This window comes from Helicobacter sp. MIT 21-1697 (genome assembly GCF_026241255.1).
Classification (GTDB): Bacteria; Campylobacterota; Campylobacteria; order Campylobacterales; family Helicobacteraceae; genus Helicobacter_C.
The window spans coordinates 228,556-245,288 of sequence record NZ_JAPHNC010000001.1; the positions used below are offsets into that span (position 1 = coordinate 228,556).

20 protein-coding genes and 1 tRNA gene are annotated in these 16,733 nt (G+C 37.0%); 6 read left to right on the forward strand and 15 right to left on the reverse strand.

Annotation, left to right across the window (positions count from 1 at the left end; all coding sequences use genetic code 11):
- The first annotated feature begins 20 nt into the window (after nt 1–20).
- On the forward strand, nt 21–1,070 hold the full coding sequence (ruvB, locus tag OQH61_RS01150; RefSeq protein ID WP_266025543.1) for a Holliday junction branch migration DNA helicase RuvB: 1,050 nt from the start codon (nt 21–23) through the stop codon (nt 1,068–1,070).
- Nucleotides 1,071–1,086: 16 nt separating this feature from the next.
- Here ruvB and OQH61_RS01155 read toward each other — a convergent pair whose 3' ends face one another.
- The 12 genes from OQH61_RS01155 to OQH61_RS01210 form a co-directional block, all read right to left on the reverse strand.
- Complete coding sequence (locus OQH61_RS01155; RefSeq protein WP_266025401.1) at nt 1,087–1,296, reverse strand: hypothetical protein; 210 nt, start codon at nt 1,294–1,296, stop codon at nt 1,087–1,089.
- 239 nt (nt 1,297–1,535) lie between these two features.
- Nucleotides 1,536–2,099, reverse strand: coding sequence for a DUF3226 domain-containing protein (locus OQH61_RS01160; RefSeq protein WP_266025402.1), 564 nt, complete (start codon nt 2,097–2,099; stop codon nt 1,536–1,538).
- Between the two features lies 1 nt (nt 2,100).
- Entirely contained in the window at nt 2,101–3,150 is a 1,050-nt protein-coding gene (locus OQH61_RS01165) for an AAA family ATPase (RefSeq protein WP_266025403.1), read from the reverse strand.
- A 179-nt stretch (nt 3,151–3,329) separates the two neighbouring features.
- Complete coding sequence (locus OQH61_RS01170) at nt 3,330–3,461, reverse strand: hypothetical protein (protein WP_266025404.1); 132 nt, start codon at nt 3,459–3,461, stop codon at nt 3,330–3,332.
- An 11-nt stretch (nt 3,462–3,472) separates the two neighbouring features.
- On the reverse strand, nt 3,473–3,868 hold the full coding sequence (locus OQH61_RS01175; RefSeq protein ID WP_266025405.1) for a hypothetical protein: 396 nt from the start codon (nt 3,866–3,868) through the stop codon (nt 3,473–3,475).
- A gap of 213 nt (nt 3,869–4,081) precedes the next feature.
- Nucleotides 4,082–4,837: a flagellar motor protein MotB gene (gene motB / locus OQH61_RS01180; RefSeq protein ID WP_266025406.1), complete on the reverse strand. Its 756-nt coding sequence runs from the start codon at nt 4,835–4,837 to the stop codon at nt 4,082–4,084.
- A 19-nt stretch (nt 4,838–4,856) separates the two neighbouring features.
- On the reverse strand, nt 4,857–5,627 hold the full coding sequence (gene motA / locus OQH61_RS01185; RefSeq protein WP_266025407.1) for a flagellar motor stator protein MotA: 771 nt from the start codon (nt 5,625–5,627) through the stop codon (nt 4,857–4,859).
- Nucleotides 5,628–5,683: 56 nt separating this feature from the next.
- The gene (locus OQH61_RS01190; RefSeq protein ID WP_266025544.1) at nt 5,684–6,307 is read right to left on the reverse strand and encodes an MBL fold metallo-hydrolase; all 624 of its coding nucleotides are present in this window, start codon (nt 6,305–6,307) and stop codon (nt 5,684–5,686) included.
- A gap of 7 nt (nt 6,308–6,314) precedes the next feature.
- Entirely contained in the window at nt 6,315–6,704 is a 390-nt protein-coding gene (gene rpsI, locus OQH61_RS01195) for a 30S ribosomal protein S9 (protein ID WP_266025408.1), read from the reverse strand.
- Nucleotides 6,705–6,712: 8 nt separating this feature from the next.
- On the reverse strand, nt 6,713–7,141 hold the full coding sequence (rplM, locus tag OQH61_RS01200) for a 50S ribosomal protein L13 (protein ID WP_266025409.1): 429 nt from the start codon (nt 7,139–7,141) through the stop codon (nt 6,713–6,715).
- Between the two features lie 80 nt (nt 7,142–7,221).
- Nucleotides 7,222–9,066, reverse strand: a complete 1,845-nt coding sequence (locus OQH61_RS01205; protein ID WP_266025410.1) for a menaquinone biosynthesis decarboxylase — start codon at nt 9,064–9,066, stop codon at nt 7,222–7,224.
- Between the two features lie 93 nt (nt 9,067–9,159).
- Nucleotides 9,160–9,669: an outer membrane beta-barrel protein gene (locus OQH61_RS01210; protein WP_266025411.1), complete on the reverse strand. Its 510-nt coding sequence runs from the start codon at nt 9,667–9,669 to the stop codon at nt 9,160–9,162.
- Between the two features lie 201 nt (nt 9,670–9,870).
- Here OQH61_RS01210 and OQH61_RS01215 point away from each other — a divergent pair, with 201 nt between their 5' ends.
- Together OQH61_RS01215 and OQH61_RS01220 are read left to right on the forward strand one after the other, a co-directional pair.
- Complete coding sequence (locus tag OQH61_RS01215) at nt 9,871–11,964, forward strand: RNA degradosome polyphosphate kinase (RefSeq protein ID WP_266025412.1); 2,094 nt, start codon at nt 9,871–9,873, stop codon at nt 11,962–11,964.
- A gap of 80 nt (nt 11,965–12,044) precedes the next feature.
- Nucleotides 12,045–12,944: a DUF5131 family protein gene (locus tag OQH61_RS01220; protein ID WP_266025413.1), complete on the forward strand. Its 900-nt coding sequence runs from the start codon at nt 12,045–12,047 to the stop codon at nt 12,942–12,944.
- Between the two features lie 7 nt (nt 12,945–12,951).
- Here the strand turns inward: OQH61_RS01220 and OQH61_RS01225 are convergent.
- Nucleotides 12,952–13,028: transfer RNA gene (locus tag OQH61_RS01225), tRNA-Arg, on the reverse strand.
- Between OQH61_RS01225 and OQH61_RS01230 the strand changes: the two genes are divergently transcribed.
- Genes OQH61_RS01230 through OQH61_RS01240 form a run of 3 tightly spaced genes read left to right on the forward strand, consistent with a single transcriptional unit; the run spans nt 13,001 to nt 15,417 of the window.
- A complete protein-coding gene (locus tag OQH61_RS01230) occupies nt 13,001–13,123 on the forward strand; it encodes a hypothetical protein (protein WP_266025414.1) in 123 nt (40 codons plus the stop codon). The genes OQH61_RS01225 and OQH61_RS01230 overlap by 28 nt on opposite strands.
- 51 nt (nt 13,124–13,174) lie before the next feature.
- Nucleotides 13,175–14,158 carry a type I glyceraldehyde-3-phosphate dehydrogenase gene (gap, locus tag OQH61_RS01235; RefSeq protein ID WP_266025415.1) on the forward strand — a complete coding sequence of 328 codons (984 nt, stop codon included), beginning with the start codon at nt 13,175–13,177 and terminating at the stop codon, nt 14,156–14,158.
- An 8-nt stretch (nt 14,159–14,166) separates the two neighbouring features.
- Complete coding sequence (locus OQH61_RS01240; RefSeq protein WP_266025416.1) at nt 14,167–15,417, forward strand: glucose-6-phosphate isomerase; 1,251 nt, start codon at nt 14,167–14,169, stop codon at nt 15,415–15,417.
- On the opposite strand, the gene OQH61_RS01245 is transcribed toward OQH61_RS01240, so the two are convergent.
- Nucleotides 15,407–15,601, reverse strand: a complete 195-nt coding sequence (locus OQH61_RS01245; RefSeq protein WP_266025417.1) for a hypothetical protein — start codon at nt 15,599–15,601, stop codon at nt 15,407–15,409. The genes OQH61_RS01240 and OQH61_RS01245 overlap by 11 nt on opposite strands.
- 169 nt (nt 15,602–15,770) lie before the next feature.
- Entirely contained in the window at nt 15,771–16,733 is a 963-nt protein-coding gene (locus tag OQH61_RS01250) for a TIGR01212 family radical SAM protein (RefSeq protein WP_266025418.1), read from the reverse strand.

The following is a 16,733-nucleotide window of genomic DNA, read 5'->3' on the forward strand; positions in this document are numbered from 1 at the left end:
GGATCACCATTGAAAAAATGATGAGTGTAGAAGAGGGACAGACAAACATAAATCGTGTGGTAGAAATGGAAAAATATAGCTTTGAAAGTGCTCAAGAGCTATCTTTGCGCCCAAATGTGTGGGAGGAGTATATTGGGCAAGAAAAGATTAAAAAAAATCTCAAAGTATTTATTGAAGCGAGTAAAAAGCGCAAGGAGTGCTTAGATCATATTTTGTTTTTTGGACCACCCGGGCTTGGGAAAACTACACTTAGCCATATTATCGCGCACGAAATGGGGTGTAATATCAAAGTTAGCGCTGCGCCTATGATTGAAAAATCAGGTGATTTGGCAGCGATTTTGACAAATTTGAGCGAGGGAGATATTTTGTTTATTGATGAGATTCATAGGCTTAGTCCTGCGATTGAGGAGATTCTCTATCCTGCAATGGAGGATTTTCGCCTTGATATTATTATTGGCTCGGGTCCTGCAGCACAAACGCTTAAAATTGATTTAGCACCTTTTACACTTATTGGCGCAACTACGCGTGCAGGTATGCTCTCAAATCCGCTTCGGGATAGGTTTGGTATGAGTTTTAGATTACAATTTTATGAGCCAAAGGAACTCTCTAAAATTGTGATTACTGCAGCTTCAAAGCTAGGCAGAAGTCTTTCACAAAATGGTGCAGATGAAATCGCACGCCGCTCAAGAGGCACGCCACGCATTGCTTTGCGATTGCTTAGACGCGTGAGGGATTTTGCAGATGTGGGTGAGTATGCGCAGGATATGCATAATCAAATAAGTCTTGAATGTGTGCGCTATGCGCTTAATGAACTAGGCGTGAATGAATTGGGTTTTGATGAACTTGATTTGCGTTATTTGGCGATTTTGGCAGAATCTAGAGGCAAAGCCATAGGGCTAAACACCATTGCTGCTGCAATGAGCGAAGATGAGGCGACTATTGAAGATGTGATTGAGCCTTATCTTTTGGCAAATGGCTATTTGGAGCGCACAGCAAAAGGGCGAGTAGCAAGCCCAAAGACTTATGAGCTTTTGCGCATACCCTTTTTGGAGCAAAAGGGATTGTTTTAGAATCTAAGGTGTAGATTTATTTTTTCTTGCACATTGTAACTCCATTTTGCACAATGCACTTTCTATTAAACTCATAATCAATCGCCATTACAAAGCAGATTAAAAGAATAGCAAATCCAGTCAAAATATCTCTAATCCAATTTCGTTTTACTTGCGCTTTTTCATCTGTGTTTAATTCTTTCCATTTTCTAGGTTCTTCGTATTTGGGATAACGTTTCTCTGTCATTTTTTCTTCCTATGGATAATGAGTAGCCCAATTAAAATAATCAATAAGCATAAGGCTTGTCCCATACTTGTTTTCAACTCCTTTTGTTCTTATCCATTGCTTGATGCAGCAAAACTTGTGCCATATCATACCATTTTTACAACAATTAAAATTTGATTGATGAGGAATAGGCAAAACAACAAAGAGATTTGTTTTAGAGAATCTAGCTTGGGACAATGGAGTTTAGGATTTTAAAGAGTTTATGGGTTAAATATAAAACTATGAAGAGGTTGCAAATAAGATGAATTAAAATTAAAATATTGACTAAATATATTCTCATGCATTGTATATTCATTTGATTTTATAATTTTTTCTAAACCGCTTGCCTCACGATAAGCATACATTTTTGATTTTTTATTAATATTATCTGCAAATTCTTTAGATTGAGATTTGATACATTCGACATATTTTTCAAAACATTCTATTATTTCTTTATATTTGGCAATCTGAACAAGTAAAGTTTCAAGATTGCCTTTGCTTTTATTATCTGGGAATAAAAATATTTTTACTTTATTCTTATCTTCTAAGCCTATTATTTTGTTTTCAATTTCCTGTCGTGTTTGATTATAATCTAAATCAGCATCAAAAATAATACAAACCCTATAATTATTATCCAATGCTTTTTTAATCTTTTGTAAGTTTGCATTTTGAAGCTGATTGCTATTATTTACAATAATTTCATATTCAGATGGAAAATTTTTATAGTGTATATACTGCTCTAAAAATACTTTATCACTTTTACCTTCTACAACAAATAAGGTCATTTTAATCCCTAAATTCTGTTTTAGTTTTTAGTAAATTTTCTAAGTCTTTCATATCATATTTATAAGTTTGCAAACCTTTAAGATTAGTTCTTGCAATATTAAAAATAGCAATTTGTTCGTATTGATACTCGCTAGAGATTGTATTAAGAATTTCTAAAAACTCATAGCTATGGGCGGAAATAAAGAGCTGTATATGTGTTTCTTTCGCTAAAGCAATAATGGCTTTAAGCAACTTTTGCATTGATTCAAAATGAAGTCCATTTTCAATTTCGTCAATACAAATATATTCGTATTCCCCCACAATGATACTTGCCAAAATCGCCAAATATTTTTTAAACCCTTCTCCCATAGTATGAAAGCTAATTTTTTTAGACATACCTGCCAAATCAACCATTATCTCACCATTGATTACCTCTATTCCCTGTATATGCTCATCAAAGATTTGGAGGTATTGTAATAAATCTTTTTCTTTTTTGTGAATCCTTAGTCTAGCTAAAATTGAGGCTGTATTCATAAATGTATGGCTTGGGAGCATCATACCTGAAAATGAGGGATAATCTGCTTGGGCAAATCTATTAATAATATTATTTTCGTGAATGTCAAAGCCACTTTTTACTGCAGGATCCCCATTAAATTGTATATCAAATTTTAAACCTGTGATATAAGCATTATCTGTTTTTTTATCTAAAACTTTATTTATGTTTATATCATTTGGCAACATTTGGGCAAAATCATTTGTCGTTTTTGGTGTAATTTGCAAGTGCATTTTTTGTTGCTTATAAAACGAGGTAATTTCAATCGGTTGGCTCACATCAAGCTGATGAAAAAAATAATCTAAATTGTCGTGGCTCACTTGTATTTGTCTTACAAAATTAGACACAATAGATACGATATTCATAGAATTGCTTGGCTGAAAATTAAGAAATATCGCCTCAAGCAAGGAGGTTTTACCACAATTATTCTTGCCTACAAAAATATTAATCTGTGTGAGGTTTTCAATTTGTATAGAATCTAATACTTTATAATTCTTTACTTCTACACTTTCTATCACACTAGACTCCTAAACTTTAATTGATTGAATGAGAACAGCAAAAATAATTCCTTGACATTTGAAATATATAAAAAGTTTGTTAATATAGAATTTAGTAGCTTTATTTTTTTCAAAAGCAAGAAGATTAAAAAATTGATAGATATGAAAATAGATGAGTGAGAGTAGTATTCACTTGGTGCTTATCCTAGTATTTTTGACAAACTCTTCAACTCTATTTCATTAGGCTGTGGAACATAGCAATAGCCATTTTCTCCATTACTATATGAAATTTTAAAAGCTAAATTATATTTTTCAATTTTTAGTCCATCCATTAAGTCTCCTTTTATTTTTCTTTTATAATACCATATATTCTCAAAAATTTTTCTAAATTTTCGGACAGCCCTACCTCATAATGAGTCATAAAATTATTATATACATCATCGGGCATAGAATCTAACATCCAAAAATACCCTGATTTTTGGAATACCTTATAATAACAATCTTTATTTATTTTTTTCATATCTAGTTGGAGATTATACCTTTTTGCTCCATCAATACGATTTACAACACAATATGCAACATTGACCCCATGATTATAACCTTGATGCCCTCTATATATTTTTTCTTTTTTACCTTTAACATCAATATATTTATAATCCAAACCTTTTTCATCTTGTAACCAATTATCATCTCCCCTCGCCTCATTTGCAAAAGTAACAACCAACCAAAACACTAACAACCAAACTCTTAATATTACCTTAAAACTCAAGTAATAAGGAGGTGCGTTGTCTTTGTGATGTGTGGCAAGATTCACAGAATGTGGTGTGTAGGAAAGTAGCTTATGCCCCCCCCCCCGTTAAAAAGCACTTCATAGTTACCCTCCATTAGATAAATTAAAGCCACAATTTTATAAAAATAATCCAAAAGAGTTTCTTAAGGATACAACGCAAGATTACTGCTGCGAGTTTTGCAGTGTCTCCTCTAAAATAGATTGCGTTACAGGCGCGTCCTTTGGATCAACAAAGAAAAATATTTCCACGCGATTATTTTTCGCACGATTGAGCGGACTATCATTGGGTGCAATCGCTTGATGTTCCCCATATCCCGAAAATGAAATGCGTTCAGGCGAAATACCATTTTTGATGAGATTTTTCATCACGCTTAAACTTCGCGCAGAGGAGAGCTCATAATTATCCTTATAGCGCGAACCAACAGGCAATGGCGCATTATCTGTATAGCCTCGCACATCAATTTTGACATAATCGGGCAGTTTTTTGATAATAGCGCTCATTCGTTGCAGATACAAAAACACATCGCTATTATCAATCTCCGCACTACCAGATTCAAAGAAAAGATTAGAAGGGAGGCGCAATGACATACCCATTTCCATTTGCTCTAAAATCCCGCCTTCCTCTGCCATTTGCTCAATCTCTGCCGAAGTAACTGATGAGCTTTCGCTTATTGCTCCACTTTCGTTTTCTACTTCGGAATCATTGACATCATCTTGGTCAGAAGCAAGCGGAGAGGTAAGAGTAAAATCAAAAATTTTAACAAATTCGGTTTTAAGCAATTCAGAATCTGCATCACTTGTTGAGCTAATTGCCCATAGTGCAATAAAAAGTGCCAACAAAAGCGAGAGGAAGTCCGCATAGGGAACAGCCCATTTCTCTCCTGCTGGACAAGCATCACATTTTTTCTTTTTAGCCATTTTGCGCTCTTAATATATCTTATTCAAATTGTGAGATTTTAGGCTCACCCGGTGGGATAAATCCAAGTAATTTTTCTTCAAGATTCCGAGGGTTATCGCCATTAGCAATACCTACAACGCCCTCTAGCACAACCATACGCCCTCTTATTATATCTGCGCTTTTAGAGTGCATTTTATGTCCCCAAGGTCCAAAAAGCGCGTAAGAACAGAAAATCCCTGTAACTGTCGCTGTAAATGCCCCTGCAATCCCTGCCGCCATTGCCTTTGGATCATCAAGGAGCTGGAGAGCAAGCATAAGCCCCATAACCGCCCCTACAAGTCCCATTGTCGGACAAGTTTCTGCATAGAGAATCCAAAAGTGAGAGCAACCCTTGTAATACTCTTCTAAAGATTCTATTTGCACCTCCATATCTTCGCGTACAGCGTGTGCATCGCGTCCATCAATAATCATTGAGAGAGATTGGCGTAAGAAATCATCTTCAATTTGCGCTGCTTTTCCTTCAAGCGCAAGTACACCATCTTTTCTCGCGAGCGTAGAGAGCTCTACAAGCTGTCGTATTATCTCATTAATATTTACTCCTGTTGAGCCAAAAACAATTTTTAACTCTTTCATCGCACCTTTAATATGTGTGCCGTGAGTTGCACTTGCTGCGGCACACAAAGCAGTAGGTATGATGATAATCAGTGAGCTTATGTGGATAAGATGTAGAGGGTTACCTCCTTCAAGGAAGTCCCCAACGCAAAGGCTTATAATCGCCCCAACTAATCCACCAATGGTCGTTAAATCCATAAATGCCCCTTTATTATTTAAAATTTAAAGATTAAAGAAGCAAAAATCATTCCTAGCTATAAACTATGCTCTAGGTGCTTAATCCAAAAACCGACATTGCGTTGTTCTTCAACAAGATGTGTAGAAATCCCGTGTCCGGGGTGGATTGTTTTGTTTGGATTTGAGGGCAAGGAGCTAAAGCGTATCAGGGATTCCCTCATATCCATTGAGTTTGAGTAAGCAAAATCACTGCGCCCAATGGAGCGATGAAAAATAAAGTCGCCACTAAAAATTTCTCCCTCAATCTCTACAATAGAGCAACCCGGTGTATGTCCGGGAAAATGCGAGAAAATCACTTCAATGCCTTTAAAATCAAGTCTTTGCGCGTCTTTTTGACACTCTACGAGAATATCCGGAGTGCTAGGCGGGACGCCTATGTCAAAACAATCAGATTCTAACATAAATGCATCAAGTGAGGGACAAACTAATGGCACATTAGGAAAATGAGCTTTAAGTGTAGCATTGCTCCAAATATGATCAAAATGCCCGTGTGTGTTGAGAAAAGCAAGTGGGGTGGGGCATTGCTCTATTACCCAATTATGCGCCCCAATTCCTGCGTCAATGACAATCTCTCCTTGAGGAAATTTACAAATATAACAATTTGTCTGATATTCGCCAAAACTTTGAGAGAGAATTTCCAATGCAATTTTACCTCTTTGAGAATTGCGGACTTCGGCGTGCTTTTCGTTTTCCATATTTTTTGCGTTCAACCACACGAGAATCTCTTGTTAAAAGCCCTTTTGGTTTTAAAATTGCTCTAAAGGCGACATCATAGGTGTTGAGCGCTTTTGAAATGCCGTGTCGCAAAGCTTCAGCTTGAGCAGAATATCCGCCACCAAGTGTAACAGCGTGAATATCCACTGCTTTTTCCTGTTTAGTAAGGATAAGCGGTTGCATTACTTTCATTTTGATAGCTTCGTGCCCTCCGAGCCAGTCATTGAGGCTTTGTCCATTGATAGTAAGCTTACCACTCCCAGAAGTAAGCCAAACTTTTGCTATTGCTGTTTTTCTTTTTCCTGTTGCATAAACTTTTGCCATAGTATTCCTTATTTTGAGTTTTTGGCGACTTGAGCACTGTGTGGGTGCTCACTGCCGCGATAAACTTTGAGTTTTTTAAGCATAGCTCGCCCAAGTTTGTTTTTAGGGAGCATACCACGCACTGCAAGATGATAGAGTTTTTCGGGAGTTTTTTCTAGCATTTCTTGAAGTGTTTTGCTTTTAGTGCTGCCGAAGTAGCCTGAATGCGTGAAGTATTCTTTATCTTGGAGTTTCATACCTGTGAATCTTACCTCTGTGGCATTGATGATGACTACAAAATCGCCACAATCAATATGAGGTGTGAAACAAGGTTTATGTTTGCCTCGCAAAAGTGTAGCTATCTCTGTGATGAGACGCCCAAAGACTTTATCTTTTGCATCAAGGACAATCCACTGACGATTGATGTCATTTTGTGTTGCTATTTTTGTCAATTCCATTCTTTTCCCTTAGATTCTATAATTTTAGAAAGGGGATTGTAGGGTAAAAAAACTTAAATTTTTATTAACTTAAGCATTTTTTAATGTAAAATACCGAAATGTTCCAAAAATTCATCGTCTATATCGTCAATCAAACCTTTGTCTTTTAATGCAGCAATGACAGAGGGGCTACAATTTGTATCTTGTGGCCATTCACGCAGATGTCCATCGCAAGCTGATTTATCGGTTGCATCAACAAAAACAAGATTCTCAACAATGAGAATATCACGCTTTGCATCAATGTTATTGACAATACGCCAAGTAAGCATATAAGGGTTTGCAAGGTTATTTTTATGTGAATCTACAAAGACAACAATACTTAAGCAATGTTGCAATGTTTTAAAGTCTTCTAAACGCTGTTGTATTGCTGTAAAAAGATGACTTTGCTTTGCTACGCCTACGATACAAATAGGATTAAGCGTGTGAGTAAAATATTGCTTCAATGCAGTAGCTTGGGGAAAGAGTGGAGCAAATTTCTCCCATAAGCACTCATCATTAAGAGCGGCAAATGAGGGCTTATGCACAGGTGTAATAGCCTCTACACCAAGTTTTCCTCCGTGGGCAAATTGTGGGCTTGAATGATCAAGTGCATCGCAGATTCCCTCTGTGATGAGCAGATTGCTAGGAGAGAAGCGCTCAAGTATATAAGTGCCAAGTGCTTCATAATCTGTCAGTTCTGGAGCATTTTCATCAACAAAGATAGCGTGCTTTACAAAGCTCATTTGTCCCACTCCCCAAAAATTGTGCATAATCTGCTTACTATGCGAGGGATAATCAGGCTTGATTTTTGCAAAAATAAGATTATGAAATACGCCATTTTCTGGCATATGATAATCTTTTAATCCGTGTGCAGTAGTTTGCAGTAATGGCAAAAATACGCGTTCAGTGAGATAACCCATATACTTATCCTCAAGTGGAGGTTTGCCAACGATTGTTGCTGGAAAAATGGGTTTTTTGCGCATTGTGATTGCACTCACTTCAAGCACAGGGTAAGGCTCAATGGGTGTATAGAATCCTGTATGGTCGCCAAATGGTCCTTCATCACGCATTTGTGTTGTATCTACCCAACCTTCAATAACAATATCTACATCATTTGGCACAAAGAGTGGATTACTGATACAAGAGCAAAGCACAGGCTTTTTAGAGCGGATAAAGCCATAGAGCATAAGTTCAAAGATTCCCATAGGCAAAGGTGCTTGTCCGCACCAAATATACAGCGGGTCGCCACCAAGTGCAATGCTCACAGGCATTTTTTTCCCTGCTTGTTTGTATTGATGAAAAAAATGTTGAGAATCTTTGTGAATCTGCCAATGTAGTCCTAAATGTTTTTCATCATAAACTTGCAGACGATACATACCTAGATTTTTTGCTTTGCCTTCAAGACTTTGGGTATAAACTTGCCCCATAGTGATAAATGCTCCGCCATCGTGTTCCCAAGTTGTGAGGATAGGGAGATTCAAGAGATTAATGTCTTCACCTTTAAAGATAATCTCTTGACATAAACCTTTAGATTTTGTGTATTTAGGAAACACGAAGCGCAGGGCAGCAAGTTCTTTTAAGCGAAGTAGAATCTCCTTTATGCCTTTGGGTGGGCTAAAGTGTAAAAGATGTTGTATGTGAGCTGCAATTTGTGGAATGGGCTTATCAACAAGGAGATTGAGCCTTTGATATGAGCCAAAAATATTCATAAGCACAGGTATATCAAAGGTTTTTCCAGTTTTGGCACAAATAGGATTTGTAAAAAGCAGGGCTTTGCTATTGGGTTTTTTGACTTCAAGATAGGCAAGTTGGGGGATTTGTAAATAAATATCAAGAGGTTCATTAATAATAGTCAGTTCATTATGGGATTGCAAAAATGCAATGAGCTGGTGAGAATCTAAAGTCATTTAGAGCTCCAAAAAATAATTCATTGCACTCTTGCTTTATTTTATGATAATGCAAGAGGCTTGATTCTATCAATTAAGATTCTAAAATTTTTTCTAAAAGTGCAAACCGATAAGAGCTTGAATAGTTTGCATCTTTTCTTTAGTTGTTGTGCTATTGAGCTCTGGATTTTGATAGGTATAAAGCAATCCAAGAGAAATAGGAATAAAGTCAAATTTAAGTTTTAATCCCGCATTGTAAGCAACAGTGTCTTTGAAAGTTTTATTAAAACTTGAGTAATTTACGCCTACATAGGGTGTTAAGCGTGCTACAATAATGCCAATATTATATCCTGCAGATATTCCATATTGAAGATTCCTAAAGTCAGCATCAGAGTTTGAATGCGAGTTGAAGTCGTATTTGATTTGTGGAGCAACCACAAAGTCAAAAGCACCAAGCCATATGCGTCCAAATGCACTATAATCTTTGAACTTAGCATTATCAGTTTTTGTTTGTCCTGCAGCAAAACCAATTTCAGGGCTTATTTCAAACCCTGCAAAGCTCCCAGCTTGCACATTTTGGCTCAAACCTGCTACACAAAGTAGCGAAAGTAAATATTTTCTCATCTTGTCTCCTTAGTTTTGAAAATGACGCGCATTATAATCAAAATATCATTTATTTCCCTTAAAAATTTTTCTAAAATTGTATAGAATCTGAAACAATTTTGCCAATCTTTATGAAATTATGTGGCAAATCAAAATAAAAGAAAGTATTTAAGGCGAAGTTGAGATACAATGAAACTTATACATTACTACAAAGGGGGCAATATGACAATCAACGATGCGAAAATGTATTTTAATCGGGAGCTTTCGTGGCTTAAGTTTAATACACGTGTGCTTAATGAAGCTAAAAATACGAATATTCCGCTTTTAGAGCGGTTAAAATTTGTGGCAATTTATGGAACGAATCTTGATGAATTTTATATGATACGTGTAGCAGGGCTTAAACGCCTATATGCAAGTGGCATTACGGAAGTGGGTGCAGACAAGCTTACACCATTACAGCAGCTTAAAAGCATACGCGAATACCTTGATAAAGAAAAAAATATGCTTGAGAGTGTTTTTAAAGATATTCAAGGTGGCTTAGCAAAGGAAGGTATGCATATTAAACAAGTCAATCAGTTAAATAATGAACAAAAAAAGCGATTGCACGAATTTTTTATTAATTATTTATATCCTGTGATTGTGCCTGTGGCAATAGATGCTACACACCCTTTTCCTCATTTGAATAATTTAAGTTTTGCCATTGCACTTAAACTTAAAGATACGCAAGAGGGAAGTGTGAAGTTTGCTATGGTAAGAATCTCGCGCTTGTTATCACGTTTTGTGGAGATTGAGAGCGGTGTGTTTATAGCAGTTGAAGATATTGTAGGTGAGTTTGCAAGTGAGTTGTTTGGGGAATATGAGATTCTTAATTATGTTCCTTTTAGAATCACGCGCAATGCAGATATGGAAATTGAAGAAGAAGAAGCAGATGATTTTATTGAGATTATGAGTGAGGGGCTTAAAACTCGTAGAAAAGGTGAAGTGGTGCGCCTTGAGATAGGCGCGGATAAAGACAGCAGCCTTTTAGATTTTATTAATTCTCATTTAAAAGTTGATTCTAAAGATGTCTATGTATATCATATTCCGCTTAACTTGAGTGGTTTGTGGGAATTAGTAGGGAGCAAAGCGTATGCTCATCTGACCACCCCACCTTTTAATCCAAAAACACTTCCGCCATTACACGGAAATGGGGAGATTCTCTCTACAATGGAAAGCGATGATATTTTGCTCTTCCACCCTTATGAGAGTTTTGACCCGATAGTGAATTTTATTCAAAGCGCGGCAAAAGACCCTGATGTGTTGTCTATTCGTATGACGCTTTATCGCGTGGGAAAAAACTCACCCATTGTTAAAGCTCTTATACAAGCGGCTGAAAACAATAAGCAAGTAACAGCGTTGGTTGAGCTTAAAGCACGATTTGATGAGGAAAATAATCTGTATTGGGCGCATTCTTTGGAATCTGCTGGAGCACACGTTATTTATGGTGTGCCCGGGCTTAAGGTGCATGCTAAAATTGCCCTTGTAATTAAAAAAATTGGCAATACACTCAAAGAATATGTGCATCTTAGCACAGGAAACTATAATCCTAGCACAGCAAAAATTTATACCGATATTTCGCTTTTAACTTGTAATGAATCTTTTGCAAAAGACGCAATTAAGCTTTTTCATTCTCTCTCTACAGGTTCATCATATCGCACCAAGCTTAATCATTTACTGATTGCTCCTACACAAATTAAGACTAAAATTTTAGAGCTTATTGAAAATGAAAAGAAAATGGGAAATAAGGGACGCATTATTATGAAAGCGAATGCTTTTATAGATATTGATGTTATACGCGCACTTTATGGAGCTTCAATAGCTGGAGTAAAGATTGATTTGATTGTGCGTGGTGTATGTGCCTTGCGTCCGGGCATAAAGGGTGTAAGTGAAAACATTCGCGTATTTTCAATCATTGGTAAATACCTTGAACACGCCAGAATCTATCATTTTAAAAACGATAAAGTAGGCGTATATTTTGCTTCGGCAGATATTATGCCTCGTAATTTAGAGCGCCGCGTGGAGATTCTCACACCAAGTTTAAATACACAGATGAGCAAACGTTTGATGGAGATTCTCCAAATGCAGCTTAATGATAATGTCCAAATGTATGAGTTGCAAAGCAATGGCGAATATCAAAAAGTAGTGAGTTCGCAAAAGCCCTTTAGCTCACAGCTTGCTTATGAGGAATATGTGAATGCTATTTATGGAGATTTGGTAGGGAATGATGAAGTGGTTAAGGCAAAAAAACTTGCTAAAAGAATGCTCAAAGAGAGTTAAAAAAACAGAATATTAAACGATTTATAAGGAGGTTTTAGAATAAGGCAAAGAAGCTTTATAATGCATAGAGAGGCGAGGCGATGGGCAGGTTGCACTATACAGAAGTTTGGAATTTTATCACAGGTTGCACCCAAATATCCCCAGCGTGTGATTATTGCTATGCTATGACTATGACTAAGAGATTGCAGGTTACATCAAAGAGTGAGCTTGATAAAACCATAAATAGGCTTGATTATAGTAAATGTGCTCCTAAATGTAAAGATATTACAATGAGCCAAGAAGGCGATAAAATACATATAATTTGTGAATGCAAAAATACAGAACATTTAATTGAAGTGCCTAAATATTATTATGGCTGGGAGCAGGTTATATTCCATAAAAGTGTGTTAGAGGAAATATTAAATACAAATATGTATCCAAGTGGCTCTAAAGTTTGCGTGTGCAATATGAGTGATTTGTTTCACGAGAGTATTACAGCTGAAGATTTATCTCTTGTTTTTGAGTATATGATTAAACGCAAAGATTTAATTTTCCAAGTCCTCACTAAACGACCAGAGCGAATGTTAGAGAGTGTGAAAAACAATATAGTCAATACAGATGATGCAAGGCATATTTGGTTTGGCATATCGGCTGAAAATCAAGCTACTTTTGGTAAGCGTATGCCTTCACTTGTTGAGGTAAAAAAAAACTTGGGCGAAAAAGTGAAAATCTTTGCAATGATTGAGCCTATGATGAGTGGCATTGATTTACAATCTTATAAGGAAAAGCTTGATTGGGTTGTTGTCGGAGGAGAGAATATCCCTGAAAATCCAAAAAAAGCAAGAAGTATGCAATATGAATGGGTAGAAGATTTGTATCAACAATGTAACAAATATGATATTCCTTTCTTTTTCAAGCAATGGGGCAGCAATCCTAGAAATAGACCAGATTTGATTAATTTAAAGTCTGGATTCCCAAAGGTTGAGGAAGCTGAAACCTAAAAACTTATGGTGTCCCCGATGCGATTCGAACGCATGACCTCACGATTAGGAATCGTGTGCTCTATCCAGCTGAGCTACGAGGACAAGAAGTAGGGTGCGCATATTTTGGAATGGGCATTTTACACTCATTTGTCAGAGAAATCAAGCCAAAAGGTGGAGAAAGGGCTTTTTTATGTTAAAATACATATTTCAACCCTTTGATTTGGGCATATTTGATAAAAGGAGACAATATGGCGATTAAGCTCGCAATTAATGGCACTGGGCGCATAGGGCTTTGTGCAGCGAGAATTATCGGACAACGCGATGATGTGGAGCTTGTAGCAATGAATACTACGGCAGATATTGACACACTTGTGCATTTACTGCGGTATGATTCTGTGCATAGAAGCTATGATGTGCAAAAACGAGATGAACAAACTTTATGTATTGGTAAAAGTAAAAATGTTAAGATTATAAGTGATAGAGAGATTAAGAATCTTGATTTTGGCTCAGCTGTGGGTGTGCTAGAATGCACGGGTAAATTTAATTCCCTTGAAAAATCAAGCTTTCACCTTAAAGGTAGTATTAAAAAAGTTATTATATCTGCCCCCGCAGATGATACGCCTACATTTGTTTATGGCGTGAATCACACAAGCTATCAGGGGCAAAGTGTCATTTCAAATGCTTCTTGCACGACAAATTGCCTTGCGCCTATTGTGAAAGTGCTTGATACTCACTTTGGTATAGAAAATGGCTTAATGACGACTATCCATAGCTATACAAATGACCAGAATCTGCTTGATGTCAAACATAAAGACTTACGCCGAGCGCGTGCAGCAGCGTTAAATATGATACCCACAAGTACAGGTGCAGCAAAGGCAATAGGGCTTGTATTGCCACATCTTGCAGGCAAACTCAATGGAGTTTCTGTGCGTGTGCCAACCCCAGATGTGAGTCTTGTGGATTTAAACGTGAATCTTAAAAGTAAGGTGAGTAAAGAGAGCATTAATGAAGTATTCTATAAAGCCCAAGAGGGTGAAATGAAAGGGCTTATCGTTGTTGATAATGAGCAAAGAGTGTCAAGTGATTTTATTGGCTCAAGTGCGAGTGCAATCATTGTGCCTGATAAGAGTGTGGCTATTGATAAAAGCGCGAAGATTCTCGCGTGGTATGATAATGAAATGGGCTACACACATCGCCTTGTAGATATGAGCGTATATGTATGTAAGGCATAGATAAAACTATGGTGGCGTTTTCATTGCATTTTCAAGCACAGAATCAAAAAGTATGTGATAACCTCTTTGAAAGCATTTGTAAGGAGCGAGATAGTCAAAAAAGTGGTTATTATGATTTGCCTTTCGCGCAGGAGGCGATGAATGAAGCCTCTTGTTTTGTCAATGATAACAAAGCGTTTTTGCATACCCTCTCTCATTTGGTAATTATTGGCATTGGTGGAAGTTCGCTTGGACTTAAAGCCATAGATTCTATGTTAGAGCATTTGCCTCATCGCAATACACTTAAACTCTTATTTTTGGAGCATACTGACCCTATTAACATCACTAAGATTACGCAAGGCATTAAGCGTGAAAATACACTTTTTATTGTCATTTCTAAATCAGGCACGACTATTGAGACTTCATCTTTGCTTAAATTCGTGCTTGCAGAATATAATTTACTTCAAGATGCGCAGAGCAAACAACATTTGCTTGTGATTACTGATAAAGATTCTCCACTTGAGCATTGGGCGCAAAAAGAAAATCTGACATATTTTGTAATCCCACCAAATGTCGGAGGGCGATTTTCTGTATTGAGTATGGTTGGCATTTTGCCTCTTAGTATTTTAGGCTTTGATATGCGCTCACTTTTGCGTGGTGCAGCGGATATTACACAACGATTTTTTGAGCGCAAAGAAGAGCATATTTTGCATAAAGCACTCACTTATGCTGCCCACAAAAAACAAGTTTCTATGAATGTGCTTTTTTCATATTCAAGCCTTTTTACACATTTTAATGCGTGGTATGTGCAATTATGGGGCGAGAGTTTGGGCAAAATTAATGCTATGGGTGAAAGAGTAGGGCTAACGCCCATTGGGCTTATTGGCAGTATTGACCAACATTCATTTTTGCAACTTATTGTGCAAGGAGTGCGTGATAAAAGTGTAACTTTTTTAAGCCTTAATCCTGTCCATAGCGCACAGCCGAGCATTCCAAATATTGAGATTCCATTTTTAGAATCTACGAATTTTGTGAATATGCAGAGTTTTGCTACTTTGCTCAATAATCAACGCATTGCCACAATGCAGACGATAGAAAATGAGGGGATTCTCACTGATTGTATTGAAGTGATGAGCTTATGTGAGCAGAGTGTAGGGACACTTATAGCGTATTTTGAGATACTCACTTCGTGTATGGGGCAGCTTTTTGAAATCAATACTTACGACCAGCCCGGCGTAGAGTTTGGCAAGGCAAGATTAAAGAAGCTTTTTAAGGCTTAGATTCTCTTTCTTCTTCATTTTGTATGGAGATTTGCACATTTGTCAAGTCCTCTATATTCAAATCATTGATATGTGCTATTATTTTTTCTTTGATTTTTTTGGGAGGCACATTAGTGTGTGTGATTACGCCACCTCTAACCTTGCCATTCATATCGCGTGTAAAGATTTGCACATTCACTTTCATCTTTTCTCCTTCAATAGAGCATTTGGCAAAAGTGCATTACACATTTGCCTCTCTTAGATTCATACCTTTAAAAATGGAATCTTATTTTTACAAAAAAAAAAAAAACGACCTTAAGTTTTGAAATAGAATGCGATTTTTAGCCTTTAAACACAAAAAAGTAACAAAAAAGTTAATATTCTATCCCTACTTCTTTTAATCTATCACGAATATAGCGCATTTGAATGTTTTTATCAAAACACCACTTAGGAGCAAGTAAGCTTTCATCGTGCGCTCCTGCACTGATTCTCTGCACTACGACATTAGGTGGGATTTTTTGCAAGGATTTGACGATAAGCTCACTAAAGGTTTCTATGCTAATAGGCTCATATTGCCCATCTTTATAAAGCTTGGCAAGGCGCGTGCCATTAACGACATACAAAGGGTGAATCTTAATGCCATCAATGCCCCATTCTAGGACAGAATCTAGCGAGTGGAGCATCATTTCAGGGGTTTCTTCAGGTAGCCCATAGATGAGGTGAGCGCAGACTTTAATGTTTTTCTCACGCGTTTTTGCAAACATTTCCTTTGCTCCTGCAATGTTATGTGCGCGATTTGTGATTGCTAAAGTTTTATCATATACAGATTGGATTCCATATTCTAGCCAAATCTCTTTCCCCCTTTGCACATATCCACCTAAGAGTTCAAGCACTTCATCTTTGACACAATCAATGCGTGTGCCTATGCTTAGTCCCACGACATTTGGGAAGCTTAATGCTTTATCATAAAGGGCTTTAAGTGTGGAATAAGGCGCATAAGTGTTTGTATAAGATTGAAAATACACCATATATTTGCTTATGCCAAATTTTTCTTGGTGAAATTGAGAATGCCAGTAAAATTGCTCTTCTAATTGCTGAAGTTGCTTTTGCAAAAGGGGATTTTGCGTGAGGGTAAAATTCATTTTGACTTCAGAGATTCTATCAAGTTTAATCAGGCTTGGCGAGAAGCTTTCGTTATCACAATAGATACAACCACCCTTAGCAAGGCTTCCATCAATATTGGGACAAGTAAATCCTTGTAAAGAAATGGGAATCTTCCTCACGCGCGAGCCAAAACGCCTTTTAAAATATCGCCCAACACTCAACATTATGCGCAT